Genomic DNA, 26,149 nt, shown 5'->3' with positions numbered 1-26,149 from the left:
GGATAGCTTCAGGCCGTTGCATACGGCTGAGATGTTGCCGGGTCCAGCTCCTGCACAATGGCGTACTCTATCGGCGTCTGGCAATGCGTACATTCGGTCTTATGCATCGTTCTTTCGTCTTCGCGAAGAAGCTGAGGGAGCGCCCGCAAGCACTCCGGGCAGCTGATCATCGCGTATAAAGCTCCTGAGGGCCGCTCCCCTGCCGGTGTCTTCCTGCATCGTGAAGTCCAGATCGGCGGCGCTCCATTCTGCTTGCGGGAGGCGCGCAGGTCCTCGTCAATCCAGACCTCTACCTGTTTCACCAGGGAGTGCATACTCGTCCCCTTGGGATGGAACGCATCCGCCGCTACGCCAGGCGGCAATTCATTGCTGGTGTAGGCGCCGCTGCTCGCCACCACGTAGATGGAGGCCAGCCGCCTGCGTATGACAGACAATAGTTCAAATCCCGACATTCCGGGCATGTTCAGATCCGAGACGATCACATTCGGCATCCACTCCCGTAGCTGACGGAGCGCAGAGAACCCATCTGAAGCCGTCCGCACACTGTAACCCAGCTGTGTAAAAACCTGCTCCATGACTGTGCGTATCTGCGGCTCGTCATCGACGACAAGCAGTTTGCTGATCGTGTTCGGCACCATTTCACCTCCAGAACTGCGTACCACGCTCCAAAGTATCTCGCAGCGCTAAGCCGGCTTCTGTCTCGGATTGCTCATTTGCCTGTTTCCTTTACCAGGCTTGTGCGTCTCGCCCTGAGTTTCTTTCGAGCCATCGGGATGTCGTCATCTTTAGGCCTCATCGCATTCTGATCGGGAAGATGGTCGTGGAGGATCACATTCAACAGCGATTTATGCACCCGAATCCGCCCGTTATATTCGATGAATCCCAGCTTCCGAAACCGATTCATAAAGAAACTTACGCGCGACCGGGTCGTGCCTATCATCTCTGCCAAAGTCTCCTGGGTGATCGGCGGTATCAGCGTCTCGGGTTCGCCTGGCATCCCGAACTCTGCCATCAGGAGCAGAATCCGTGCCAGCCGCTTCTCACTGGAGTTGAAGAGTTGATCTACCAGATCAGCCTGCGTCCGCATACTGCGCGCTAAAAGAAACTTCAGGAATAGCGCAGAAAACTCAGGCTCGTCCTGAAGCACACGGCACATCTCGTCCCGTTGTATCCACAGCCCCGTGCAAACAGTGATCGCCGTCGCCGTTGCCAGCCGCAGTCCCGCCGACCCCGCTATAGCCTCTTCCCCCACAAAATCGCCTGCCGAAAGCAGCGTGATCGTGGCTTCTTTGCCGCGATTGGAGACTACCGTCAGCTTCGCTCGCCCGCTGTGCAGGTAGTAGACGCAATTGGCCGCATCGCCCTGGCTGAAAAAAACCGACTTTGCTCGAATCTGCACTAATTTTCGTCCGAGTCCCGGCGTTCTCAAAAAGACGCTCGGATCGAATTTGTCAGCTTCGGCAACGCCCATGCAGTAATCTCCTATCGTCGGCGATCGAAAGAGTTGAAGCGAAAACCTATGAGTCGCCTACCCGACATTACTTCTAGAATGACTCCGCGGCGAGGCGACGTCTGTTCTTTTTTGATCATCTCGCCTCCCAAAGAAAAGAAAACTACTTCGCATTCATCCACAAGAGGTTGATAACCTGATTGCGATGATGGTATCGAGCCTGGCAACGGTAGAGCATCCCGATTCTCCATAGCTCTGACTTATTAGGTAGAAGTGGATGCTGTCCAATAGCAGGTAGTACAGATGGCATCCAACGCCCAGCGGCATTTTTCTGGTGCACACAACTTCAGCCATCACGTACTCTTTCTTTATGAGGAAGTGGTTTGTTGGCTTCAGTCCCACAACTGTCCCATAGCCGACATAGGGTGTCTGTATAAAAATTGCTCTGTTTGGAATGAAGGGCGCACGAAGCCGGACAAAGGTTGAACGGCACTCTCAATCTGAAAAACTCGGAAGATTATGAGTTCGCGAAAGAGATATACATTCTCCCAAATGTCTTTTTTACAAGCACTTCATCGGATTACATAAACGACTTGATGAATGCGGAACAGAAAATGTCAGGCTCAATTCAGCTTTTCCCTATGGTCGATGCCGCTTTGACTTCAGCGGCGCAACGCTCAGGCGACTGGCTGGTTTGCAAGCCCGGCTGCCACCAGTGCTGCGTCGGCGTCTTCCCTATCTCGCCGCTTGACGCCGAATCCCTGCAGACCGCACTCAACGCGGCCGAGCCCGACCTCGCCGACCGTATCCGCGGCCGCCTCGCCGACTCCCGCGCCCGCCTCGCCCCAGACTTCCCCGGCGATCCCGTCTCGGGCGATCTCTTCACTCAGCCCCAGCACGAAGATCTCTTCGAAGACTTCGCTAACGACGAAGTCTGCCCCATCCTGGACCCGATTACGGCTACCTGCGATCTGTACACCACCCGGCCCATCCAATGCCGGACCTTTGGGCCCCCTGTCCGCGACGAAGATGACCACCTGACCGTCTGCGAACTCTGCTTCGTCGAAGCACCAACCGAGGAGGTCGCCCGCTGCGAGATGGACCAGTCCTGGCGTCCGCTGGAAGACAAGCTCATCGAGGAAGCTGAGCGACGCACAGGCAGATCCGCCCCGACGCTGATTGCCTTCGCCCTTCGTTAGAAAGGTTTGGAGAATTACTGAAGCAGCGCCGGGAGTGTTCCCGGTGTTACAACTACGGGTCCGCCTCCCTCCGCTAACGACACGCCTCCACTTGGCGGACTCACCACGGGCTGAGGCGGCTCCGGCATCTGCGGCATTCCCATCGCGAATGGCCTCACGATCGCCAACTGCTGCTGTAACTGGGCTATATCCAGCTTCGGGGCATCCTTCGGCATCGAAAACCGCCCATGCGCCACGTAGGCCACCAGTGCAACGCCTTCGATGTGCGGAGACAGCAGCACCAGCGGCACACTGTACCGCTTCACCACCCCTTCCAGCACCCCGGTATTTCCATGCGAACGAGGCAGACTCCCCGGCACCTGTGGAATCACGAAGACATCCAGCTGAGCCTCGGGATGCTTTTGCGCGTAGTGCGTAAGCCCCCGTGCAGCCGCCTTTGGAGAACTTACCCCCAGATCGGCGATATAGTTCCGCCGAATCGCATGCGGGTAAACCCGGTTTATCGCCACACGGACGAAGTCTGCACAGTTCCGCCAGATCCCATTGTACCGTTCGGTATTTTTCTGGTCGTTGTAGACCGCGATCAGCATCGCATCCTGCTCCGCATTCGTCGCGACGCGAAAGCCGTAGATTGTGCGGTCGTACGCCGAACCGATCAGTTCATACCAGTTGCCGTCGGGCGTCGAGCCGTCTTCCTCATCTTTGGCAACGCTTTCCAGATGCTGGCGACGATAAACATCGCGCAGCTGCTCTTCCGTATCCTTGTCCATGGTGTCTGGAATCTCGTCCGCGGACTCTACGGCGTACAGGTACGGAATGAGCGGCACAGCAACCCAGTCCAGACCATTGACGCCGTCGTAGCGGCTGAGAACGACTCCCATCTCGCCAGCTCCGCAGGGCCGGAGCTTGATCGGAGTTTCGGCGCAGACGCGGTCCAGGTAAATGGCGGAGTGTCCGCCCGGGTTGAAGTGTCCCAGCTTACCGTACGGCTGCTCCACCAGCAGCGTCATCGAGCCATGCGCCGAACCAGCCACCATCCACGTCGCCAGCCCCACTATTCCAGCCCTCACGGCTGAACGCCAATTGTGCTTGTACGTCTTCATTCGTTTCACGCTCCGTAGAGACTTGTTGAAGCCAGATGCGGAGTGGACCTTTGTATCTTTCCTTTATGGACGAGCCGTAGCAAAAACGAGGTTCAAAACCGAAACTTCAGTGCCTGAACCGAAGTAGCACATAGTTGTATTGAACCGAAGTCTGTCGCAAATGTCTCGCGAAAATCGAAGGGTTTCACCTAAGAGGACAAACGCGTGTCGGGCATTGCGAGATAATGAGGTCTCATGAGTTTTGAAGTACATCCACTCACGATTACCCTCGCAATTACAGGCGCCAGCGGTTCTGTCTTTGCAGTTGAGATGCTTCGCGCCCTTGAGCAGGATGCCCGCGTGGGGCGAGTGCACCTTGTGCTGTCGCCGAGCGCATTGCGGGTTCTGGCTGAAGAGCTCAAACTCGCAGGTCGCGCCAATCTCGTGGAGCGACTCCTTGGCGAGCCATCTACAAAGATCATTCCGCTCGCACATGAAGACATCGGCGCTTCAATCGCGTCGGGGTCCCATCATGTGGATGCGATGATCGTACTTCCCTGTTCCATGGGCACCTTGGCAGGGATCGCGCACGGCATGGCGGGCAACCTGATCGAGCGCGCCGCGGACGTCTGCCTGAAGGAACGCCGCCGCCTCATTCTCTGCGTGCGCGAGACGCCCTTCAACCTCATCCACATCCGCAACATGGCCTCGGTCACAGAGGCTGGCGCAACGGTTTACCCGGTGATCCCCACCTTCTACAACCATCCTCAGACGATCGAGGACATCGCGCGGAACTACGTACACAGGGTGCTGCAGCATATCGATCTGCCACAGCCAAACGCCTACGCCTGGGGCGAAACTACTGCGAGCTAGGTCCCCACGTCCGCATTCCACCTTGCTTCGCAGGCATGGCTTTTAGAAAATCTACCGTTGCGCTCGCTGCCTGAGTCGTACAGACAGCCGGCACCAGATGCCCGCAACCCTGCATGACATCCAGCTCCGACTTCGGATCGAGCTCGTGCATCTTCTCACCCACGGTCGCTAGCGGCAGCAGCCGGTCGTCCTCGCCCCACACAATCAGCAGAGGTGCTTGCAGCGTCGGCAGTCGAGTCTCCAGTGCGTCCTTCTTCGTCAACATCGCCGCGATCCCGCGATCGATCACCCACTGCTGCCCGGCGAACTTCCGAAGCGCATCCTTCGCGATAAAGTGCGACAGCGGTTTCGCACTCGGCTCCAGCAGATGCACCAGCCGATCCAGCTCAGCCTCGTTGGTCGGATGGAATACAGTATCGGGATAAGTCCGCGGGTAATCCACCCCGGCCGAGTCAAAGACGACCAGTCGATCCACCATCTCGGGGTGATCCAGCGCCAGCAGGATCGACGCCCAGCCGCCCATCGACCAGCCAGCAACGTCTGTCCTCTCCAGACCAAGCCCGTGGATAAAATCTGCCACCACCTTCGCCTGCAGCGCCATGGAGTAATCCGCATCCGCAGGCTTTGGCGAACGACCGTAGCCGAGCAGGTCCAGCGCATACACGTGGAAGCCCTGGCTGCGCAGCTTGTAGATCATCGGTGCCCACGCCTCGCTGCGATCACCCAGACCATGTACCAACACGATCGGCGTACCGCCCCCCGAAATCCTTGCCTCAGCATCGTAGTAGTGGATGCGCCCTTCCGGTGTCTCCACGTAATCGCTCTGTACGCCCTTGAGCGCGAACGTAAGGTGTGTAAGCTGCAGGCTCACCCACACAGGCCGCAGGTACATCGCTGTCCCACCCACCACCACCAGCACCATCAGCCAAAACAATAAACGCCGCACCGTGTTTATACCCTCGATCCTTCTCACGGCAGCCGCTACTTAAGCGGCTTGCCGTACTCTTCACCGAACACCGTATGTGCCAGGTCGAACCGTCCACCATGAAACTTGTCTTGTCCTTTAAGATGTCCTATGCCGAGCAAAGATACAACCCAATAACTCATGGGTAGGCGCAATGTCTCGCACACCTTGTCCTGCTCGAAGCCTTCCATCATGGCTGTGTCGTACTCCAGGGCCTCCGCCATTAGCATCATGTGCGTCGTCGCTACCATCACCTGTTTGTTCAGCCATGCCTTCATCTGATCATCGCTGAAAGCCGATAAATACCCCGGCACGGACTGCGCAGCCTGCGCGGCGTAGCTCTCGGGCATTCCACCTTCACGACCCATGCGCAACATCTCATCGAGGTCCTTGCGCCAGCCGTCGCGATCCCCACAGGCCACAATGACCACTGAAGCCTCTTCCACCTTTGCCTGGTTGTAGCTCGCTCCCCTCAGGCGCCGCTTCTGCTCTGGCTCTTGCACCACCACAAAGCGCCAGGGTTGAATGTTGTATCCACTTGGCGCGGAGAGCCCCGCCTCCAGGATCTTGCGAACGTCGTGCGCCGGGATGGGCTCTCCATCAAAGCTCGGCGTCGAGCGGCGTTCGCGAATGACCTGGGATAATGACTTCTTCTCGCTTGCCATCGATTGTCTCTCCAAACCTCATACCGGACCCGATTCCGGACTCCGGTGCTCTCGCGTAAAGGCGTATGTCCCTGCATAAGGGTTCCACACTCAATCTAAGCTACGATGCAATACCAGTCATTCTAGGCAAGAATTTCGCTTTACGACGCAAACGTTCCTGCAATCAATTTCACAGGAAACCTTGATCGCCGTCCCCACTTCACTCTAATGAATCTCGCCGATCTTCTGCTCGGTCACAAACGGGGTCCGCCCAGCCACCTCGGCGATCACCGTCACGCCATCGAAACCCTGCCGCAACTCCGGATGAGCGGTCAGCAACGCCGAAGCAGCGGCTGAGTTCTCCGCCATCTCTGCCGCCGATGCCGTAACCGATGGATCCCCCTGCAGGTGCAGTACCAGATTCAGTCGTTTGCCGTCGTCCGAACCCTCGCTACCCAGAGAAGATAACTTCACTGCCGCTCCGGTGGAGGACTTCAACACCAGCGGACTTTCGGCGCTGATGCCGCCTGCCAGCTCCGGAGGCGTTGCCGCCGTGCGCTCCGCACCCAGCTTGTCCAGGTTCGATGTGCTGACGAAGTTTGCCGGGCGGAGCAGCTTGTCCGCCTGCCCATACAGAACCCAGCTGCGCCACAACTGCTTCGCCTTCGCCTGATCGCGTGCCGCACTCCAGTACCAGAGACCGTCGCGCCCCGCGGCGGACCTTGCCCGCGGATAGAGCCCCGCTAACTTCCAACGGCCGGCATCCTGTCTCACCAGCATAGACACCAGCCAGGCCCGGTCGCCCATCGCCTCCACCATCGCAAAACCGTACATCCCCGGCGGCAGATCAGCGATTGAAAAGTCCGTCTCTCCCGCCGAACCCGCCAGCGGACAGCTGAAGTCCGTATCGCCCGTGTCCGTGGCCTTCCGCCCACTCGCATCCAGAAGGTACACCTGCGACACATGCAGCTGATCGCCCTTGATCCTCTCCGACGTGTCCGAGATCAGAGTGGTGGCGGCGGCGAAGTTCTGCGCATATTCAGCGATTGCCTCAGTCTGCAGCTTTGCGGCATTGCCCGCCTTCACATCCGTCGCAAAGGCAAAGGCCGCATCCGCCAGACTGCCGCGCACCTGGCCGGTCATCTTCGCCTGAGTTGTGCAACTCTGCGCACCCATGCCGGCTGGCGCAAATAGCGCCACGCAGACAGCCACTTCGCTCCAGACTCCAATTGTTGCCAACCCTAAGCGCATCGCATTCCTACCGTCGCTCTCATAAATTGCCCGAGCCTCAGCATACGGACACTACCTCTTTCCAGCAAGCACCCCTGTCCCCTCACCCTCGCCTGTCTCTTGCCTCCAGGGTCGGACCGAAACCCAAACCGCCATACAACCCTCCCTCTCCGCACAATCCGGTCTATCCTTGACGCATGAGGCTACCCTCCGCCGCCGCCATACGTCCCAACGTCAGCATGTACCGCCCCATCACCTTCGCCGCGTCTCTACTCTTCTCGCTCGTCCCTCTGGCGGCAGCGGCCCAGACGCTTCCAGCCACCGCGCCCACCAGTCTGCCGGCTACCGGTACGCCTGAAGCCAACATGACAGCGCCTATCAACGGCACTGCGCCCGCCGTCGTCGCCACGCGGCCGCACCATGCCGAGGTCGTCTTCGTCAACGAGCAGCTCACCGTCCGAGCCAACGACTCCAGCCTTCATCAGATTCTCAGCAGCATCGCCCACATCACCGGCATGAAGATCACCGGCGGCGTAGAAGAACAGCGCGTATTCGGCAGCTACGGTCCGGGCAACGCCTCCACCATCCTTGCCACGCTGCTCGACGGCACTGGCGTCAACATGCTCATCCGCGAAGACGACAACCACCGCCCGACCGAACTCGCACTCAGCCCCCGCGCCGGCGGCGCAGCACCTCCCGTCACCGCGCAGGAGGCCGACCTCGGCATGGATCTGCCAGTCGCGCCTGCGAACCTGCGGACGACGCCGCTGCCCGAGGCCGTCCGTACCAGCCCCTCGGTGCAGGCAGGTCAACCCTCATCGCAGCAGCCCAACGCAGGTGGCCCGCCCAGTATGCCGCAACCTCTGAACAACCCGCTCGGCGATCCCAACAACGTCACACCGACGGCCTCACAGATTCCGACGACGAACTCCGTCCCGACCGACTCCCTGCCCACACCCTCCACCGCGCAGCAACCCGCTCAGGGCATCGTCGACACACCCAATCAGACTCCCAGCAACACCAGCCCCCTCACGGCAGACCAGGTCTACCAACAGCTTCTGAAGATGCAGGCTGCCAAAGCGGCCCAGTCCAACAGCACGACAACTACCCCTCCGCCCCAGTAGTCAAGCGCAACGAATTCGGACGCAGCGAAGTGAAGGTGCCTGATCCACAGGCACCTTTTCGCGTTTGCGAACAGGTTGAGCAGCTAGAGACGCAGCAAGGTCGAGCCACCCGTTCCACAGGCACCCGTCTGACCTCGCCAAGCCGCTCTACAGACGCACTGAACTGATGTCCCCTGTTCCACAGGGACCGCCCAGATCACGCCTCTTCATCAAAAAAACCTTGAAACAATCGCCCTACCAACGCACTTGCCTGAAGCCCACCATTCCACAGGGGCTGTTCAGCGTTTGCATGCGATCAGAAGAACTCAGTCGTCAAGCTGCGGGCGCAGTTTGGTCGGGCTGCCTGTTCCACAGGCACCGTTCACAAGCTCACCCAATCAAGGGAACACCGGAGCCGCCGCTCAAACAGACGCAGAAAGGTCAGGCACCCTAATCCACAGGCACCCTGCTGGCTCCAGCACAGAATCAAAGAACAACGGAAGTATTCGCCTCTGCTGAAGCAGAGACCAGTTGAGAGGAAACTACTGTTCGGCGAGAACCGCGGTCTGCACCGTGGCCCGTTCGCGTGCTGCCTTTACCGAGAGGCTATGGATGCGAAACACTTGGAACATCCCATAGCAAACGCCATAAGCCACCAGCACACCACTCGCCAGTGACACCATCACAGCCGCTACCAGCATCAAACTAGCCATCACCCGAGTACGCTCCTCAAACTTGTCCACGCGCGGAATTCGTATCTCCGCTGTGGTACTTCGGATGTTAGTTTCACCGATCCCGCTGCCAATCCAACATCAAAATCTGTCGACACTAGTTACGAAGGCGGTTCCCTATATCCACAACGACTTATGCGTCCCCTGTTTACGCAGTGAAAAACATGTCCGCAAAACCACCTGCCGTCACCTTCTATTCACGATTCAGACCGGCAGCCTCGTCCACTCCGCTGCCCGATTCCTACTCGCTGCCTTTCTTCAAGTAAACTTAACCCTTGGCTACTTCGACTCCCACCCCGCGTCGGAACCTCACGCACATCAATGTGCGTGGAGCTCGTCAGCACAATCTGCGCGACGTCTCCGTATCCATTCCCCGCAACACGCTCACGGTCGTCACCGGTCTATCTGGTTCAGGCAAGTCCTCCCTTGCCTTCGACACGATCTACGCCGAAGGTCAGCGTCGCTACGTTGAGACGCTGTCGGCATACGCTCGCCAGTTCCTCGACCAGATGGAACGCCCCGACGTCGACTCGATCGACGGCCTCTCGCCCGCCATCTCCATCGAGCAGAAGACGACCTCGCGCAGCCCGCGTTCAACTGTCGGCACCATCACCGAGATCTACGATTACCTGCGCCTGCTCTGGGCCTCTGTCGGCCAGCCGCACTGCCCGAACTGCCATCGCCCCATCGCACGGCAGACCGCCGACCAGATCGTCGCGCAGATCGTGGCGCAGGCCACCGAGCGCGCCGCCGCAGGACAAGCGCAAGAGCGCATCACGGTACTCGCTCCCGTCGTTCGCGGCCGCAAAGGCGAGTTCCGCGAAGAGATCGAAGCTCTCGACAAGAAGGGCTACCGCATCCGCATCGACGGCGAGATCACCGAGGTCGAAGAAGGCATGCGCCTGGAGAAGCGCAAGAACCACACCCTCGAAGCCATCGTCGACCGCATCATTCTGAAGCCTGTCCCCCCGTCAGACTTGTCATCCCGCAGCGAAGCGGAGGGATCTGCATCTGGAATCACCCCCGATCCTCCCGAGTTCGACACAAGAAGACTCGCCACCGCCGTCACGACCGCGCTGCAACTAGCCAACGGCCTAGTGCTCATCGGCCAGCAGCCTCCGGGAGGCGCATACGCCGAGACACTCTACAGCTCGTCGATGGCCTGCCCCGACTGCGGCATCAACGTGCCTAAGCTCGAGCCCCGCAGCTTCAGCTTCAACTCCAACTACGGTGCCTGCCCTGAGTGCCACGGCCTTGGCAGCATCTACGACTTTGATCCTGCCAAGACCATCACCGACTGGTCGAAGCCGTTGCTCGATGGAGCCATGGGGCCCGGCGGCACCTCGCAGTATCTGCTCAAACTCATCAAGGTTGCCGCAGACAAGTACAAGATCAACCTCAAGCATCCATTCAGCGCGCTCACGAAAGAGCAACAGAACCTGCTGCTCTACGGTCCGCCACGCAGCGAGGTCGGTCGCACCGGCTTCCACGGCATCCTCAACTGGCTGCGCGACACGCTCGAAGACACCAAGAGCGAAGGCTACCGCGAGTACATGATGCAGTTCATGTCCGCCACCGTCTGCCCCAAGTGCGACGGCAAGCGTCTGCGGCCTGAATCTCTCGCCGTCACCATCCCGTTGGCCGACGCGATCGCGCATCCGCCCACGCTGCTTGAAGACAACGACACCGAGTCCATCGGCGCGTCGAACGCGCGCAAAGACTTCTCCATCGCCGACTTCACCGGCCTCTCGCTCGAGCGCGCGCTCAACGGCTCGCGCTCCATGCACTTCACCGGCCGCGATCGCATCATCGCCGACCGCCTGCAGCGCGAAATCGTGGAACGCCTCGAGTTCCTCAACGCCGTCGGTCTCGGCTATCTCTCTCTCGATCGCTCCGCTGCAACCCTCAGCGGCGGCGAAGGTCAGCGCATTCGCCTCGCCACCCAAATTGGTTCGCGTTTACGCGGCGTGCTCTACGTCCTCGACGAGCCCTCCATCGGCCTGCATCAGCGCGACAACCAGCGCCTCATCGCCTCGCTCTCCAGCCTGCGCGATCTCGGCAACACCGTCCTCGTCGTCGAGCACGACGAAGACACGATGCGCGCCGCCGACTACCTGCTCGACCTCGGTCCCGGCGCCGGCAAGAACGGCGGCATCGTTATGGCCGAAGGCACGCCTGCCGAGGTGATGGCCAACCCCAACAGCATCACCGGCCAGTACCTCTCCGGCAAGATCGACATCGTGACGCGCCCGACACCCGATAAAGCGCCACGCCAGCTGACCGGGAATTGGCTCTCCGTCGAAGACGCAACCTCGCACAACCTGCAGAACGTCACCGCGCACTTCCCTCTTGGTGTCATGACGGTCGTGACCGGCGTCAGTGGCTCCGGCAAGTCGACGCTCGTCAACGATATCCTCTATCGCTCGCTCGCGAAGGAGCTCTACGGCTCGCGCGAAGAACCCGGACGGCACAAGGCGATCCACGGCGCAGCGCAGCTCGACAAGGTGATTCAGATCGACCAGTCGCCCATCGGTCGCACCCCGCGCTCAAACCCGGCCACCTACACCGGCGTCTTCACACAGATCCGCGACCTCTTTGCCATGCTGCCGGACTCGCGCGAGCGCGGCTACAAGCCCGGCCGCTTCAGTTTCAACGTCCAGGGTGGTCGCTGCGAGGCCTGTCAGGGCGACGGCCAGCGCCGCATCGAGATGAACTTCCTGCCCGACGTCTACGTGCTCTGCGAGATCTGCAACGGACGCCGCTACAACCAGGAAACGCTCGCCGTAAAGTTCAATGGCTACTCCATCGCCGACATCCTCGACCTGCCGATCGAAGACGCCGTGCCTGTCCTGAAGGACATCCCCGCAGTGCACCAGAAGCTGCAGACCCTCGTCGACGTCGGCCTCGGCTATATCCATCTTGGGCAGTCCGCGACGACGCTCTCCGGCGGCGAAGCGCAACGCATGAAGCTCGCCCGCGAGCTCTCCAAGCGCCAGACCGGCAAGACGCTGTACCTGCTCGACGAACCCACCACCGGCCTGCACTTCGACGACGTACGCAAGCTGCTCGAAGTGTTGCATCGCCTCACCGATCTCGGCAATACGGTCATTATCATCGAGCACAACTTCGACATGATCCGCAACGCCGACTACCTCATCGACATGGGGCCCGAAGGAGGCGAGGGCGGCGGTCGCATCGTAGCGCAGGGCCCGCCCGAGCTCGTCGCGCACGCACCCGAATCGCATACCGGCAGCTTCCTCGCACGTTACTACGAAGGAACAGGTACACTCGCAGCCAGCAAACACCTGCCGCCTGCCGAGCTGCCGGACCTCGAAAAGAAAGCTCCCAAGCCGAAGTTCATCAAGCCGGAAAAGAAGATGGGCGTGCCCACTGCGTCAAAGATCAAACCCGAACCAACAGCAAAAAGTCCGCAACGAAGAAGTCAGCTTCGAAGAAAGTAACCCAATCGAAGTAGTCACAGGCCGTTCTAATCCCTAACCCCCGTTTCCGAATCCCAGCCATGAGCGACCTCCCCATCCCGTTCCCGCCATCCTCTGAAGCGCTGCCCACCGCGCTCCCGCTGGTGCTCGATATTCAGCACGACACTGACCCGGCAGACGATCATGGCAGGGCTCGGCGCATCCCGCACATGGGCCACGCCGCGATTTTCTTCATCATCGCAGGCTTCTGTGTCATCCTCGGCGTCCTGATCATCCTCACGGCAGCACATATCCGCACACAGGCGGACGCCCTCGTGCATCCGGGTTACGCGATCGGCGCACAGGCCGCAGCCTATCTCGCCACCCTCGCCATCTCCATGGCGGTCTTTCCCCTGATGTGGCACCGCAGCTTCTTCAGCGGAGTCCACTGGAACGGCCTCGTCGCTATACGTCACTGGAAGAAGATTCTGCTCCTCGGCCTGCTCGTCAGCTTTGTCTCGCAGGCCGCGATGCACTTCGTCTCTGCACCGCAGGACGCGCCCATCGACTCGCTTATCCTCAACAAACACCTGATCTGGTACATGGCCGCCTTCGCTATCGTTCTTGGTCCGTTTATGGAAGAGCTGGCCTTCCGCGGGTTTCTTCTACCAGCTATCGCCACGGCCTACGATTGGCTCTCGCTCGACCGCACACCTGCCGGACTGCAGCGCTGGGAACAGACCACCGCACATTCCACGCCAGCGCTCATCGTGGCAGCGATGCTCTCCAGTCTGCCCTTCGCCCTGATGCACGCCGCCCAGATCGGATACGCCTGGGGCGTCGTCGGCATCTTGTACGCTGTCAGCCTGGCTCTTAGCTTCGTTCGCATTAGGACTCAATCACTTGCGTGCTCCACCCTGATGCACGGCTGCTACAACTTCATCATCTTCGCCTTATTGTTCGTATCTTCAGATGGCTTTCGTCATCTCGAAAAGATTGCGCACTAGTTTTACTTGGGATACAGTTCAGTCAGTTCGACACTGCAGTACTTGGGTCCCCAACTATGCCAAATCCACCGAAATGTCCTCATTGTGGCTCCGAAGATACTGTCCGATCCCATCGGCGGCCCCTTGAACGCATTCTCTTCCTCATCCGTCCCTACCGCTGCGAAATCTGCCAACACCGCTTCATCACCTTCCGCGCTCATAGTCGAAAACAGAACGTCAACGCCTCCGTCGAGTAGCTCCCGTGCGTCCAAACGCGCTGTCCACGCAACGCCCGCATCCTCTAAACTGGTAGAGATATGATTCCTACCCTCGAATGGACGCCTGCGGGCGTCAACTTCCTCGACCAGACCAAGCTCCCTCACACCGAAACCTACGTTCTGGCAACCGACTACAAGCAGGTGGCCACCGTCATCAGTGACATGATCGTGCGCGGAGCCATGGCCATCGGCGTCTCCGCCGCCATGGGCGTAGCCATTGGCATCGACCGCTCGACCGCTACCTCAATCCCTGAGTTGACCGCAGAAGTCGACATCATCTGCAAGACGCTTGCCGAGACCCGCCCCACAGCAGTGAATCTCTTCTGGGGCATCGCGCAGGTGCGTGAGCTTTACAACCAGCTCGCCGCAGCCAACACGCCTATCCCCGAAATCAAGCAGCAGGTCGTAGCCCTCGCCAATTGTCTTTACGACGAGGACATCGCCAACCTCCGCATCCTCGGAGCCAACGGCGCAGCCCTGCTGCCGGATGAAGCCACCGTGCTCACCCACTGCAACGCGGGCGCGCTCGCTGCCTGCGGCTATGGCTCCGCTCTCGGTGTCATCCGTGCAGCCATCGAGGCTGGCAAGAAGATCGACGTTTTCGCAGATGAGACTCGCCCCTTCAACCAGGGCACACGCCTCACCGCCTGGGAGCTCACCAAAGACAACATCCCCACCACGCTCATCTGCGACAACATGGCCGGCTACTTCATGGGCCAGGGGCGCATCCAAGCCGTCATCGTCGGCGCAGACCGCATCGCCGCCAACGGAGACACCGCCAACAAGATCGGCACCTACTCCGTCTCGATCCTCGCGAAGGAGCACGGCATCCCCTTCTACGTCGCCGCTCCCTTCAACACCATCGACCCTGAAACCGCAGCCGGTAGCTTGATCCCGATCGAGCAGCGCGCCGCCCGCGAGGTCACGCACGTCAACGGAGTCCAGGTCACGCCCGATGGCGTCAACATCGAAAACCCCGCCTTCGACGTCACCCCCGCCAAATACATCACCGCGATCATCACCGAACGCGGCGTTCTTCGCGCACCGTTCACTGAATCCATTGCAGCCATGGCCCACAAAGCCTAGCTCGGGCCCCGTCTCAACGGTCTCTTCGAACGAGGCGGGGCTCTGATTCAATTCGCGAACCACATAAGAATGCACGGAAGGTAATATTGTCGCCAGGAGATACTCTGTGCTCTGGACCAGCCGCTGCATTGCAATCGTTTCTTTCACTCTGTGTGCTGCAACTGTTGCACAGTCGACTTCCACAACACAGAGTCCTGCTCCATCGCTCACCGTCGTCACGCGGCTCGTCCTTGTCGACGTCGTTGTGCGTGATGCCGCAGGGCATCCCATTCAAGGGCTAAAGGCCAACGATTTCGTTCTCACCGAAGAGAAACATCCCCAGACTCTGAGCAGCTTTGAAGAGCACTCTCCCGCAAGACCTGTCACGAGCCCCAAAGCACTCGAACTGCCGCCCGGTACCTTCACCAACTACACGCCCGTACCGCCGGATGGCACCCTGAACGTGCTTCTTATCGACGCTCTGAACACACCCAACGCCGACCAGACCTACGTGCGCAAGCAGCTCCTGAAATATGTACAACATGCCGATCCCACAAAACGAACGGCGATCTTCCTGCTTGGCTCACATCTCCTGCTTCTACAGAGCTTTACCTCCGATCCTGCCATTCTTCGGAATGTCGTGGAGTACCAGCTCTCGGCACGTTCACCCGCCCAGCAAAACGTCTCGCAAGGAGAGTCGCTTTCCCAGGCACTTTCGGAGGTAAACGGCGCTGCTGAGACAGCTGCAGCCATTAGCCAAGCGGAGGCCGAAGCCAAAGCCGCACAGACCGAGTCCCGCATTGGCTACACCCTCGATGCCTTCAACGATCTGGCACATTATCTGTCTGCGTTTCCAGGCCGCAAGAATGTTGTGTGGTTCTCAGGCTCATTTCCCATCGATCTCGCGCCTGACCCCGACATCAAAGAGTCGTCGCGAACGGTTCACATCAATGATGCCGAGTTCCGCGAAACACTCAGTTTGCTCTCTCGTGCCCGGGTAGCCGTCTATCCCGTCGATGCTCGCGGCTTAGCTGTACCCATGGGCTCACTCGATGTGGCTACACCGAACACCGGCAGCTTCACCTCACAGACCCTCACGCAGGGAATCGTGCAATCCGCCCAGACGGCAGGCGAGGAGCGAGGCACCATGTACTCCATGGCTCGCGATACCGGCGGCGAGGCCATTCTGGACACAAACGATCTCGCTGCAGCAGCCGCGCAAGCCTTGGCTAAGGGCTCCGATTACTACACGCTCGCCTATTACCCGACAACGACACCTCCTTTCAGCACCTACCGTGACATCCATGTAAGCCTCTCGAATCCCGTCAATGGAGCACAGCTTTCCTATCGACGTGGATACCTCACCGACGCCCCCCGCAAGACGGATGCATCACAGCCCAATACCGACAAGCAGTCAGATCCGCGACGCGAAGCGACCGCCCTTTACGCACGCGCAGCGATGACGCGCGGCGGTCCGGCTCCGCAGGAGATCCTCTTCAAGGCGCGGCTCGCTGTTTCCTCCGAACCTCCTCAGGCATCGCCCGCACCTGGCAATACCGCGAACGCTGGCACTGATATCCATGGACAATGGCAGGCGTACGACATCGATATGGTCACCCCTGTAGACGCCTTCAGTTTGCCTGTCGGGGCGAGCGGAAAACGTACCGGTGCCGTTGAAGCGGTCGTCTTTGTCTACGATGCAACAGGACGCGTTCTGAACTCTCAGTCAAAAAGCCTCCAACTCTCGCTCACACCTGAGCAGTTCGAAAAAGTACGAAAGTCTCCTCTTCGCTTCCACATGGTTGTCAGCGCCCCAGCGAAACAGGCAACTTTCCTTCGACTTGGATTTCATGACCTGACCGACAACCGCTTCGGCGTCATCGAAGTGCCGAGCAGCGCCGCTCTCAGTGCCGAGAAAGCTCCAGCCAAAGCTCCGGTCAGCAATTCACTTCCGTGACGGGCTCTCTTAGAGATTCGCAGCACCCCGAAGGCCCAGCCACAGGCTGGAGCCTTTCTTTCTCTATGCTTTTCGTCTTGCCTCGATACAGCTTCCCGCGTACCCTCTAATCCAGCATTCCCTAATTGAGGCCGCACCATGCTCCGAACACTTGCCCTGCTCGCCGCTGCACTGTCCTTCGCCTCTACCTGTGTGGCTCAATCTCCTGAAGAACCCACGGTCCTCCAGGGTGCGGGCATCCAGCTCGTCGTCGTGGACGTCGTCGTGCGGGACGCCAACGGGAAACCTGTCCATGGACTCAAAGCCGCAGACTTCAACCTCACAGAAGACAAAAACGCTCAAGCAATCCGCAGCTTCGAAGAGCACACCCCCGTCACCGCACCTGCCACCACAACCACAGCGGGCAGCATGCTGCCTGGGACCTTCACCAACTTCACGCCTGTCCCTGCTGGCGGCGCACTGAATGTCCTGCTTGTCGATAGCCTCAATACGCCCATGGTCAATCAGGCTGTTCTTCATCAGCAGCTCAAGAAGTTCATCGACCAGGCGCATCCTGGAGACCGCATCGCCATCTTCGGCCTCACCGATCGCCTGATCCTGCTCCAGGGCTTCACCTCCGACATCGCAACCCTCAAAGCCGTCATAGATCACAAGGTAACGCCACACAGCTCCACCAAGCTGAATCGCCCGGTGGGCGATGGCGCTGACAGCCAGACCCTCACCGAAGAGATGAGCGACTCCTACACTCCTGAATTCATGGCTAACATGGCCGCGTTCGACAGAATGACCAGCGACATTCAGAACACCGAGCGGCTGCAAAGCACACTCGACGCCTTCAACAGCATCGCCCGCTACCTCTCCAGCTTCTCGGGGCGTAAAAATCTGCTCTGGTTCTCCGCCGGCTTCCCCGTCAACCCTGTCAATCAAAATGTGTTCCACCGCTCGGCTGTCCTTCTCTCCCGCGCTCAGATCGCCGTGTATCCCATCGACGCGCGCCAGCTTGAGGTGGACCCCATGTGGAACCCCGCAGACGCAGGCGCCAACGCAGCGCTCGCGTCGCGCAGTGCGAGACCCACAGCCGCAGCACACGCGAGCTTTGCCGACTCCCGGTTCCAGGACCACACCTCCATGGAGACCCTCGCCGAAGCCACCGGCGGCAAGGCCTTCTACAACACCAACGGTCTTACCGAAGCCACGCGCGAAGCGATCGACATCGGCTCGAACTACTACACGCTCACCTACGTTCCCACCGATCGCAACTGGAACCACTCCTACCGCTCCATCCACGTCGATCTCGCTTCGGCTGCGCACGATACAAAGCTGAGCTATCGGCCGGGCTACTTTGCCGATCCGCCTAACCGCCTCAAGCCCGTCGACCCGACCGCAACGGCATCGGAGATCGAAGCCGCCGCTTACATGCAGCACGGAGCTCTCACCTACGACCGCGCTGCCATGGCCCGTGGTGCTCCGCAGCCCGAGGACATCCTCTTCAAGGTCCGCGTCCTACCAGCCTCCTCTGCGTCTGAAACCACGCTCGCCCGCGACAATGCTCTCGACCCGGCGCACCCCGCACCCGGCCCCTTCCATCGTTACAACGTCGACTACGCTCTCCTTCCGACGGCGATAACCTTCACCGCGCAGCCCAACGGCAATCACGTGGGCCAGCTCAAGTTCACGGTCTTCGCCTATGACCGCGACGGCAAGCTCCTCGTCGCCGCGCACAAGAACTACACCCTCAACCTCAAACCCGACCTCTACGAGCGTTTTATGAAGGCCGCCGTCCAAAACCACATGGAGATCAGCGTCCCCGATTCCACCGAGACCTACCTGCGCATCGGTGTTGAAGACGTCCCCGCCGATCATTACGGAGCCGTTGAAGTTCCCGTAGCCTCGGTCAGCCACCTTCCGCCGCCAGCCCCCAGAGCACCGGCTCCGACCCACTAAACGCGCACTTCCGCAACTCTCGCCACACCAATCCCGTCAACCCTCCAGATGTTCTTTCGCGACCTCGGATGATCCCATCGTCCGAGGCCCTTCGCCTTGCATCCAAGCATCATCAGGAGGTTGCTGTTGGTCCGTTCGCTTTACAAATCCCTGGCTCTTCTCGCGCTCGTCCCTCTGTGCGCGCACGCCCAGACGGCACCGGCAACGCCACGGACGATCACCGTTCGCGCAGCCCAGCCCCTCAAGGCCGACGACCTGCATCTTTCTCTTGCGAACCAACCGCAGACGATCCTCAAGCTGGAACCTCAGCCAGCGACCGCCGCCTCTCCCCGGCCCTTCGATCTTCCGCCTGGCACACTGACCGACGTCGCGCCGGTCGCTCCGAACGCCACGCTCAACATCCTCCTCATCGACGCACTTAACACCCCCTCGAAGTCCCCCGCCTACCTTCGCACCCAGCTGCAGCAACTTACCGCGCATGACAATCCTGCGACGCCGCTGGCGATCTTCGGACTCGCGGATCACGTCATCCTGCTGCAAGGCTTCACCAGCCCGCAGCCGCTGAAGGACGCCGTCGAGCACAAGCTCATTCCGCGCGCCGCCACCGACCGCGCCAACGATGGCGCCTCGCCATCCGAAGCTCTCCTTGCCGCGAACCTGCAGCAGTTCATCGCTCAGGCCGCCTCGGTCGACACCCAACTACGCCCGCAGAAGACGCTCGACGCGCTAAACATTCTCGCTCACTTTTTCGCCGGACTGCCCGGTCGCAAGAATCTTCTCTGGCTCTCGGCATCCTTCCCTGAGGGCCTGCTCGCCGACCCAGCCAAACCCTCCACTCTCAATGCCGACGAGCTCTACGAAACCCGCGCCCTGCTTGCCGACGCGCACGTGGCCGTCTTCCCGATCGACGCTCGCGGTCTGCTCCCCGCCAGCGCCACAAAAGACATCTCCGACTCTACGCAGCATGCCATCATGACGCAGCTGGCCGAAGCCACCAGCGGCGAGCCATTCTTTGACACCACCGACCTGCCGGCTACCGTCGCCGCTGCGATCCGCGCAGGCGCCACCGCTTACACGCTTACCTTCACGCCTACAAACCCGCCGGAAGCGAAGGCGGCTCAACCGATACAGATCGCGACCACAAACGCTGGCGAGAAGCTCGCCTATCCACGCTTCCTCTACGCCGCGCCCGGCAAGCCCTCGGACGCCTACCTGCAAGCTGCGATTACGCGCGGTGCGCCCGCTCCCTCCGACATCTTCTTCAAAGTCCGCGTGCTGCCCGCCTCCACCCCACCCGAGCCCAAGGTCGCGCCCACCAACACCGAAAACCCCAGCTATAAGGTTCCTGGCCCCTGGCAACGCTATGCCATCGACTACATCGCCCTCGGCAACCAGTTCACCCAGCTTCCCCAGCCCGACGGCAGACGCGCCATCAAGGTCCAGTTCTTCGCCTACGTCTACGACATGAACGGACGCCTCCTCAACTCCGAAGGAAAAGGCATCGCCGTAAACCTTTCACCCGACCAGGCACAGAAGTTCACGACCGCCCCTATCTCCATGCACCTCGAGGTCAGCGTCCCTCTGCGTCAGGAAAGCTTCCTTCGCATCGCCATCAACGACGCCAACAGCAACCGCGTCGGCGTAGTCGAACTCCCAGCCTCTTCAGTCGCCCAGCTCCCTCCAGCCCCCACGCCAAACCATTGAACTCATCCTCTTTCAGAATCTGTCCCGGCACCCGTATCACCAGAAGTGGAATGTCCGCACCATTCCCAGACTCCCATCAAAACGCTGGTCGATAACTGGCACGCTCTAGCCACCGCACCTTCTCCCACGCGCTAGACTTACCCCAGGCCGAAATCCGCCGTGGTAGCGCTTTGCACATCGCAACACTCCATCCCCGCCACAAGTCCCTCCTCCGAGGCAATCTTCTCGTCGGCGGCAGCTTCGTGCTCGCGATCCTTCTCTCGCATGCTCCCCGCATCCAGGCCAACCCCTGGATCGCTCTGCCGCTGATCACCAGCTTCGTCGGCACAGCCGACACCCTGCGCTGTATCCAGCGTCGCTGGAACTTCTATCACGCGGGCGTCATCCTCTGCCTCTACGCAGACCTCATGGCGATCACCCTCATCGCCTTCTTCCTGCTCTACCCCTATTTTTACTGGTTCAGCAGCTCGCATTAGCCGCCACAAACCAGCGAGCCGCTAGACGTTCCGTATCACCTCAGCCGCTTCGATGACCTCGCGCGGCGCTTTGTAGATATGCGGTAGCGCAGCGATCAGCCCGATACCGCCTGCGTACGCCGCGAGCAAAACGATCTCGCCAAGCACCCACGAAACCCCATAGAACAGGCCACCCGCCACCCACTGCACACACTGCACCATCAGCGGAATCCCCACCGGCGCACCCACGGCCATAATCAGCGCAACCAGGGGGTTACCGTCGCGACCTGTACTCAGGCTCTTCAAGATCACCGCATAGAAGAAGGTGCAGATCAAAAACATAGCGACTGCCCATCCACCCGCCGACCCAATCCTGCTCAAAGTGACTCGAAGCGCACGCGGTGTACCGAAGATCGTATGGAACGTCGGAATAGGGATCACCCCGAACCGGATAACGGCCGCGGGTGGCATATCTTGTTCGAGCAGGAGCTTCTGAGCACCCGAATCCTGCTGGTTCAACTGCGCCAGCGTAGGAGCGTTGTTTTGCAGGTTGAACGCGCTCGGAGCAGGCAGAGCCTCTTCTTTTGTTGGGATCTGCTGAAGAACAGTTCCCTTCGGCTTCTCCACAAGCAGCGCATGCAGGTCCTCATCGCTAAACACCTGCTTCGGCTGCACCGTATCGAACGCGTTGGACAGGTCCTTGTGCGGCCCTGCAGGAGTGGGTAGCGAATAAACCTTCGAGACCTGCGAAGCCGCAGGCTGGCCCGCAAGAGCAGCCGATGCACTTCTAAGAGTCGTGTCAACGCCAAACGCCTTCAGGTCGACAGGCCGCTGCGCGGGCAGACTGGGGAGCACCCAGCGGACCGGCCGCTCTTTGCACTGGAACCTCCAGCTGCAATCGTGTGTGTCCAGATCGCGGCTGAAGCTGCCAGCCAACGACCTAGCATCGACGCCGCGTATCTGCTGCAGCTGACGATCCACGCTGTCACGCATTCCCGCCCACACCGAAGGCTCCGACTCCGCAGGGTGTTCCTCGTGCCGCTTGTGCATCGTCTCGCGCACCTCACCGACAAACGAGAGCACATAGGCGATCGTCAGCAGGATCGACGCAGGCGCCAGCACATAGCGGCGAAACCTTCCGATTCGTTTGTGTTCGTGCGGAGACTCCGTGCTTTTGTGGTCCATGTCCAGGCAGGCACCTTCCGGGTTCCGCGGAGTGAGAGAAGTAGGAACAACAAGGCGATGGAGGTCTTCGAGTTCAAACTATCGGGCTATCCGTTCGCTGTCAAACCAGAAATGCCGCCAGTACGGCCTCTTTAGCCCTCCGACTTCTCCGTCCGTTCCCTGCGAATCCGCACCACCAGATACACAACGATGGCAATGTTGAGCAGCAGCACGATGACCTTCACCGCCGTGGGATGCCGATAGATCTCATAGATCTCCAGCGGCACCAGCGAGCCCGTAATAATCGCCGTGAACCACTCCGCCCAGGGCTTCGCCAGCCACAACCCGAACCCCTCGGTCAGAAACAGCGCAGCATACACAAAGCTCCCAATGCCGAGCTCCTTGAAGTCCTTCGGTGGCAGGTTCGCGATCTTGCCCAACGCATGGTCGACCAGCGGCCCACCCGGATTGAACCCGAACTTCGCTGCCCATCCGGTCACGGCCTCGGCAGCATTGTTGTTATGGAACAGCTTCAGAGCGCCCACCCCAACCGCGATCAACGAGAGCGCCTTGACCAGCTTGAACAGCGCAATCAGGCGAAGCAGCCCACTATCTTTCTTCTTCATAAGTGTGTGATCCACCTTGGCGACGATTGGGTGTATGTCATTCCCCGCACTGATTTTAGCTGTGCCACACAGGACTTACACTATCCTGCCGTAGAAGCCCCCGAAATCGTCTTTTCTCTGTTTGTCGATCATCGCCGATGTATCGGAGCCTAAAATCCCCGACACTCGATTCTGTGGAGTGCGACAAGTCCGATCCGTAATTCACATGAGGAGAAGCATGACGGTTGCCGTAGCTGAAGAGATCGAGTTGGAGACGGCATCGCTGCCTGTGAACGCAAGCGACGACTCTGCCTCGAAGCGCCGTCTCTTCACGGCTATGCTTCTGCTACCTCTGCTTTTCTTTGCGGTACATGGCTTCTTCTCGCTCATGGGAGACGGCGATCAGAGCGTAGCGATGAGCCAGGCCACCGTCATGAAGGCGACCTCGCACCAGAGAGGCATCTTCGGTGCAGTCATCCTGCCGGGCATCGCCTATGGGGTCGTACTGTGGGCGCTCCTGACGAACTACCGCGGCGTGCTGCAGATGACGGTGGAACGCAAGCTCTTCACCTTCCTCGCGTTTCTGACCATGGCCTCCGCACTCTGGTCCCAGGATCCTGTCAGGTCCTTCTACAGCGGTGGCTTCTACCTTATCGGCACGCTGTTCGCCTACTATCTCGTCCTGCGGTTTTCATCTGAAGAGATTATGGGACTGATGATGCGTCTAGGCGTCCTCGTCGTCCTGCTGGATCTCGTCATGGTGTTCGTGTTCCCACACTGGGGCGTTTCGAACTCCGACCCGCGTACGCTCGGTGCGTGGAACGGCATCTTTGAGGACCGCGTCACCTCGGCGAAGACCACTGTCTTCCTTCTAAGTCCCGCATTGATCTTCACCGCCGCGCGCAGCCGCTGGCGCAACGTGATCTATGCAATCGCGCTGCTCGCCGTCATCGTCATGGCGAAGGCCGTCACGGCCCTCGGCGTAGTCTTTGCCTTCGCGGCAATCATGACCATGGTGCAACTCTCGCGCAGGCTCGAACGCAAAACAGCACTGTTCTTCGGGTCGATCGTGGGCGTCGTGGCCGTCACCTTCTTTCTCTTCGGAGACACGCTTATCGCTCCCGTCCTCGCCCTGTTCGGCCGAGACATGAGCCTCACCGGACGCACCGAGATCTGGGCGCTGCTCTTCGACTCCATCGCCAAGCATCCTACCCTCGGCTACGGCTACTACGCCTTCTGGCAGGGCATGGAAGGCGAATCCGGCAACGTCATTACCGCCGCCCACTGGTTCTTCGGCTACGCGCACAACGGCCTGCTTGAGATCGTTCTGCAGCTCGGCCTGTTCGGCACCACCATCTTCCTCGCGACGCTGGTCATGGCGCTAAAAAACGCCTGGTTCTGCTTCAAATACGGCCGCACCGCAGGCATCGAGTGGTACTTCGGCGTGCTTGTCCTCTCACTGCTCTACAACGTGGATGAAGAGACAGTCATGTGGCCTAACGATCTGCTCTCGATCCTCTACATCGTCGCGTGCTGCGGCCTCGCCGTCGAAGCCAAGCGCATCCGTACGGAACAATTTGCGCTGCACGCCGCATCTTTGAGTCAAAGCGATCCCTACGCCCCGCTCGAACTAGCTGCCTAGTCGCTCCCCACGACCGATCGCCAGCCCTGCGTCTTGACAGCCATCGCCTCCGGCAAGCTATCCTCATCTGGCAAGTCGACACAGCTGTCATACCGCCCTGAGCACCGGGTACAGACCCGCCGGGCGCAGCCCGCTGCACCCATTCAGCCGCACCCGGAGCCCCCAAGCATGTCCGCAGCCTCCCAAGAGTTCACCGCAAACGCACCCGAGCAGTCCAACAATATCCGCTGGGTCGTCTGCTTCCTGCTCTTCCTCGCCACGACCATCAACTACATGGACCGCAACGTCTTCGGTCTGGTCGAGCCGCTGCTGCACAACGTCTCCTTCATGGGCTGGAACGCCGCCGCCGACAAGTTCCATCAACCTGTCTTCGATAACAACTTCGGCAACGTCCTCATCTACTTCCAGCTCGCCTACGGCATTGGTTTCCTCGTCGCAGGCCGCGTCATCGACAAGCTCGGCACCAAGACCGGCTACGCCCTCGCCATCGGCATCTGGGGCCTGTCCTCGATGTCGCACTCGCTCGTCACCTCGGTCGCCGGCTTCTGCGTCGCGCGCATCTTCCTCGGCCTCGGCGAATCCGGCAACTTCCCCGCCGCCATCAAGGCTGTCTCCGAGTGGTTCCCCACCCGCGAGCGCGCCAAGGCCGTCGGCCTCTTCAACTCCGGCGCGAACGCCTCTGCGCTCATCGCCCCCGCGCTCATCCCCTTCGTCACCATTCGCTACGGCTGGCGCGCCGCCTTCCTCACCACCGGCTCCATGGGCATGATCTGGCTCGTCCTCTGGCTGCTCTTCCCCTACAACAAGCTCCGTCGCGGAGCCACGCAGACTCAGGTCAACCTCGAAGCCGACTTCGCCTCGCAGAAGGCCCACGGCGTCCTGCCGCTCTCCGCCCTCCTCGCCCGCCCCGGCCTCTATGCCTTCGCCATCGGCAAGGGCCTTACCGATGGCGTCTGGTGGTTCTACCTCTTCTATCTCCCCCAGTTCCTCAACCGCAACTACGGCCTCTCGCTCAAGGACGCCTACTGGTACATCGTCGCCGTTTACATGGTGTCGTCGGTCGGCTCCATCTTCGGCGGCTCGCTCTCCGGCTTCCTCATGAGCCGCGGCTACACCGTCAACGCCGGCCGCAAGCTCGCCATGCTCGCCATGGCAATCCTCGTGCTTCCCGTCATCTTCGTACCGCAGATGGCACACCTCTTCCCCTCAAACGCCTGGCCCGCGACGCTGCTCATCGCCATCGCCGCCGCCGCCCACCAGGGCTGGTCCGCCAACATCTTCTCAACTCCCGGCGACATGTTCCCCTCCACCGCCATCTCCACCGTCGTCGGCATTGGCGGAGCAGCCGGAGCGGTCGGCGGTGCCTGCTTCACCTGGATCGTCAAGCGCAACCTCTCGCTCCACCAGCTGCTCGTCTTCTCCATGGCCGCAGGAGCCTACCTGCTTGCGCTGCTGATCTTCCAACTCCTCGTTCCCCGCCTCGGAGCTCCGATCGACCCAACGCTCACCGCCGAACTCGAAGCCGAAGGCGAAGACATCTAAGGCGGCAAACAGCGGTGAGGAGACAGGAGTGAGCAGACCAGATTGGCAGGATTCTTTTCCTGTCTACGGTCTTCTCACTCCTGTCTCCCTTCCCCTGTAAACTGTGGACTGA

Annotated in this window: 21 protein-coding genes; 12 read left to right on the top strand and 9 right to left on the bottom strand. The window is 60.2% G+C overall.

What is annotated here, in order from left to right; genetic code table 11:
• Positions 1-8: 8 nt before the first annotated feature.
• Positions 9-638 carry a response regulator gene (locus OHL14_RS13795; protein ID WP_263379934.1) on the bottom strand — a complete coding sequence of 210 codons (630 nt, stop codon included), beginning with the start codon at positions 636-638 and terminating at the stop codon, positions 9-11.
• A gap of 71 nt (positions 639-709) precedes the next feature.
• On the bottom strand, positions 710-1,471 hold the full coding sequence (locus tag OHL14_RS13790; protein ID WP_263379933.1) for a Crp/Fnr family transcriptional regulator: 762 nt from the start codon (positions 1,469-1,471) through the stop codon (positions 710-712).
• A gap of 593 nt (positions 1,472-2,064) precedes the next feature.
• Between OHL14_RS13790 and OHL14_RS13785 the strand changes: the two genes are divergently transcribed.
• The gene (locus tag OHL14_RS13785) at positions 2,065-2,649 is read left to right on the top strand and encodes a YkgJ family cysteine cluster protein (protein WP_263379932.1); all 585 of its coding nucleotides are present in this window, start codon (positions 2,065-2,067) and stop codon (positions 2,647-2,649) included.
• Positions 2,650-2,663: 14 nt separating this feature from the next.
• Here OHL14_RS13785 and OHL14_RS13780 read toward each other — a convergent pair whose 3' ends face one another.
• Entirely contained in the window at positions 2,664-3,752 is a 1,089-nt protein-coding gene (locus tag OHL14_RS13780; protein ID WP_263379931.1) for a hypothetical protein, read from the bottom strand.
• Positions 3,753-3,986: 234 nt separating this feature from the next.
• On the opposite strand from OHL14_RS13780, the gene OHL14_RS13775 reads away from it, so the two are divergent.
• A complete protein-coding gene (locus OHL14_RS13775; protein WP_263379930.1) occupies positions 3,987-4,604 on the top strand; it encodes a UbiX family flavin prenyltransferase in 618 nt (205 codons plus the stop codon).
• Here the strand turns inward: OHL14_RS13775 and OHL14_RS13770 are convergent.
• From OHL14_RS13770 to OHL14_RS13760, 3 genes are all read right to left on the bottom strand, one after another.
• Positions 4,591-5,550, bottom strand: a complete 960-nt coding sequence (locus OHL14_RS13770) for an alpha/beta fold hydrolase (protein ID WP_263379929.1) — start codon at positions 5,548-5,550, stop codon at positions 4,591-4,593. The genes OHL14_RS13775 and OHL14_RS13770 overlap by 14 nt on opposite strands.
• A 35-nt stretch (positions 5,551-5,585) precedes the next feature.
• Positions 5,586-6,233 carry a nitroreductase family protein gene (locus OHL14_RS13765; RefSeq protein WP_263379928.1) on the bottom strand — a complete coding sequence of 216 codons (648 nt, stop codon included), beginning with the start codon at positions 6,231-6,233 and terminating at the stop codon, positions 5,586-5,588.
• Positions 6,234-6,437: 204 nt separating this feature from the next.
• A complete protein-coding gene (locus OHL14_RS13760) occupies positions 6,438-7,463 on the bottom strand; it encodes a hypothetical protein (protein WP_263379927.1) in 1,026 nt (341 codons plus the stop codon).
• Positions 7,464-7,639: 176 nt separating this feature from the next.
• Between OHL14_RS13760 and OHL14_RS13755 the strand changes: the two genes are divergently transcribed.
• Positions 7,640-8,566 carry a hypothetical protein gene (locus OHL14_RS13755; RefSeq protein ID WP_263379926.1) on the top strand — a complete coding sequence of 309 codons (927 nt, stop codon included), beginning with the start codon at positions 7,640-7,642 and terminating at the stop codon, positions 8,564-8,566.
• A gap of 521 nt (positions 8,567-9,087) precedes the next feature.
• On the opposite strand, the gene OHL14_RS13750 is transcribed toward OHL14_RS13755, so the two are convergent.
• Positions 9,088-9,258: a hypothetical protein gene (locus OHL14_RS13750; RefSeq protein WP_263379925.1), complete on the bottom strand. Its 171-nt coding sequence runs from the start codon at positions 9,256-9,258 to the stop codon at positions 9,088-9,090.
• Between the two features lie 293 nt (positions 9,259-9,551).
• Between OHL14_RS13750 and uvrA the strand changes: the two genes are divergently transcribed.
• The 7 genes from uvrA to OHL14_RS13715 all read left to right on the top strand — a co-directional run bounded on the left by uvrA (position 9,552) and on the right by OHL14_RS13715 (position 21,105).
• The gene (gene uvrA, locus OHL14_RS13745) at positions 9,552-12,737 is read left to right on the top strand and encodes an excinuclease ABC subunit UvrA (protein ID WP_263379924.1); all 3,186 of its coding nucleotides are present in this window, start codon (positions 9,552-9,554) and stop codon (positions 12,735-12,737) included.
• Between the two features lie 59 nt (positions 12,738-12,796).
• Positions 12,797-13,702 carry a CPBP family intramembrane glutamic endopeptidase gene (locus OHL14_RS13740; RefSeq protein ID WP_263379923.1) on the top strand — a complete coding sequence of 302 codons (906 nt, stop codon included), beginning with the start codon at positions 12,797-12,799 and terminating at the stop codon, positions 13,700-13,702.
• A 296-nt stretch (positions 13,703-13,998) separates the two neighbouring features.
• On the top strand, positions 13,999-15,045 hold the full coding sequence (gene mtnA, locus OHL14_RS13735; protein ID WP_263379922.1) for an S-methyl-5-thioribose-1-phosphate isomerase: 1,047 nt from the start codon (positions 13,999-14,001) through the stop codon (positions 15,043-15,045).
• Between the two features lie 106 nt (positions 15,046-15,151).
• Entirely contained in the window at positions 15,152-16,981 is a 1,830-nt protein-coding gene (locus OHL14_RS13730; protein ID WP_263379921.1) for a VWA domain-containing protein, read from the top strand.
• Between the two features lie 138 nt (positions 16,982-17,119).
• Positions 17,120-18,925 carry a VWA domain-containing protein gene (locus tag OHL14_RS13725; protein WP_263379920.1) on the top strand — a complete coding sequence of 602 codons (1,806 nt, stop codon included), beginning with the start codon at positions 17,120-17,122 and terminating at the stop codon, positions 18,923-18,925.
• A 126-nt stretch (positions 18,926-19,051) separates the two neighbouring features.
• Complete coding sequence (locus OHL14_RS13720; RefSeq protein ID WP_263379919.1) at positions 19,052-20,629, top strand: VWA domain-containing protein; 1,578 nt, start codon at positions 19,052-19,054, stop codon at positions 20,627-20,629.
• Positions 20,630-20,799: 170 nt separating this feature from the next.
• Positions 20,800-21,105, top strand: a complete 306-nt coding sequence (locus tag OHL14_RS13715) for a permease (RefSeq protein ID WP_263379918.1) — start codon at positions 20,800-20,802, stop codon at positions 21,103-21,105.
• 21 nt (positions 21,106-21,126) lie between these two features.
• Here OHL14_RS13715 and OHL14_RS13710 read toward each other — a convergent pair whose 3' ends face one another.
• Both OHL14_RS13710 and OHL14_RS13705 read right to left on the bottom strand, forming a co-directional pair.
• Positions 21,127-22,269 carry a hypothetical protein gene (locus tag OHL14_RS13710; RefSeq protein WP_263379917.1) on the bottom strand — a complete coding sequence of 381 codons (1,143 nt, stop codon included), beginning with the start codon at positions 22,267-22,269 and terminating at the stop codon, positions 21,127-21,129.
• 131 nt (positions 22,270-22,400) lie between these two features.
• On the bottom strand, positions 22,401-22,874 hold the full coding sequence (locus OHL14_RS13705) for a DUF2127 domain-containing protein (protein WP_263379916.1): 474 nt from the start codon (positions 22,872-22,874) through the stop codon (positions 22,401-22,403).
• Between the two features lie 217 nt (positions 22,875-23,091).
• Here OHL14_RS13705 and OHL14_RS13700 point away from each other — a divergent pair, with 217 nt between their 5' ends.
• Both OHL14_RS13700 and OHL14_RS13695 read left to right on the top strand, forming a co-directional pair.
• Entirely contained in the window at positions 23,092-24,495 is a 1,404-nt protein-coding gene (locus OHL14_RS13700; protein ID WP_263379915.1) for an O-antigen ligase family protein, read from the top strand.
• Between the two features lie 168 nt (positions 24,496-24,663).
• On the top strand, positions 24,664-26,037 hold the full coding sequence (locus OHL14_RS13695; RefSeq protein WP_263379914.1) for an MFS transporter: 1,374 nt from the start codon (positions 24,664-24,666) through the stop codon (positions 26,035-26,037).
• Positions 26,038-26,149: the final 112 nt, after the last annotated feature.

The organism is Granulicella paludicola, from assembly GCF_025685545.1.
Taxonomy (GTDB): Bacteria; Acidobacteriota; Terriglobia; order Terriglobales; family Acidobacteriaceae; genus Granulicella; species Granulicella paludicola.
This window is presented reverse-complemented; position numbering and strand designations above follow the sequence as displayed.

Bases quoted from the DNA above. Each gene is read 5' to 3' on its own strand.
- OHL14_RS13795 (WP_263379934.1), bottom strand. From the start codon at position 638: ATGGTGCCGAACACGATCAGCAAACTGCTTGTCGTCGATGACGAGCCG.
- OHL14_RS13790 (WP_263379933.1), bottom strand. From the start codon at position 1,471: ATGGGCGTTGCCGAAGCTGACAAATTCGATCCGAGCGTCTTTTTGAGA.
- OHL14_RS13785 (WP_263379932.1), top strand. From the start codon at position 2,065: ATGTCAGGCTCAATTCAGCTTTTCCCTATGGTCGATGCCGCTTTGACT.
- OHL14_RS13780 (WP_263379931.1), bottom strand. From the start codon at position 3,752: ATGAAGACGTACAAGCACAATTGGCGTTCAGCCGTGAGGGCTGGAATA.
- OHL14_RS13775 (WP_263379930.1), top strand. From the start codon at position 3,987: ATGAGTTTTGAAGTACATCCACTCACGATTACCCTCGCAATTACAGGC.
- OHL14_RS13765 (WP_263379928.1), bottom strand. From the start codon at position 6,233: ATGGCAAGCGAGAAGAAGTCATTATCCCAGGTCATTCGCGAACGCCGC.
- OHL14_RS13760 (WP_263379927.1), bottom strand. From the start codon at position 7,463: ATGCGCTTAGGGTTGGCAACAATTGGAGTCTGGAGCGAAGTGGCTGTC.
- OHL14_RS13755 (WP_263379926.1), top strand. From the start codon at position 7,640: ATGAGGCTACCCTCCGCCGCCGCCATACGTCCCAACGTCAGCATGTAC.
- OHL14_RS13750 (WP_263379925.1), bottom strand. From the start codon at position 9,258: ATGGCTAGTTTGATGCTGGTAGCGGCTGTGATGGTGTCACTGGCGAGT.
- OHL14_RS13740 (WP_263379923.1), top strand. From the start codon at position 12,797: ATGAGCGACCTCCCCATCCCGTTCCCGCCATCCTCTGAAGCGCTGCCC.
- mtnA (WP_263379922.1), top strand. From the start codon at position 13,999: ATGATTCCTACCCTCGAATGGACGCCTGCGGGCGTCAACTTCCTCGAC.
- OHL14_RS13725 (WP_263379920.1), top strand. From the start codon at position 17,120: ATGCTCCGAACACTTGCCCTGCTCGCCGCTGCACTGTCCTTCGCCTCT.
- OHL14_RS13710 (WP_263379917.1), bottom strand. From the start codon at position 22,269: ATGGACCACAAAAGCACGGAGTCTCCGCACGAACACAAACGAATCGGA.
- OHL14_RS13705 (WP_263379916.1), bottom strand. From the start codon at position 22,874: ATGAAGAAGAAAGATAGTGGGCTGCTTCGCCTGATTGCGCTGTTCAAG.
- OHL14_RS13700 (WP_263379915.1), top strand. From the start codon at position 23,092: ATGACGGTTGCCGTAGCTGAAGAGATCGAGTTGGAGACGGCATCGCTG.
- OHL14_RS13695 (WP_263379914.1), top strand. From the start codon at position 24,664: ATGTCCGCAGCCTCCCAAGAGTTCACCGCAAACGCACCCGAGCAGTCC.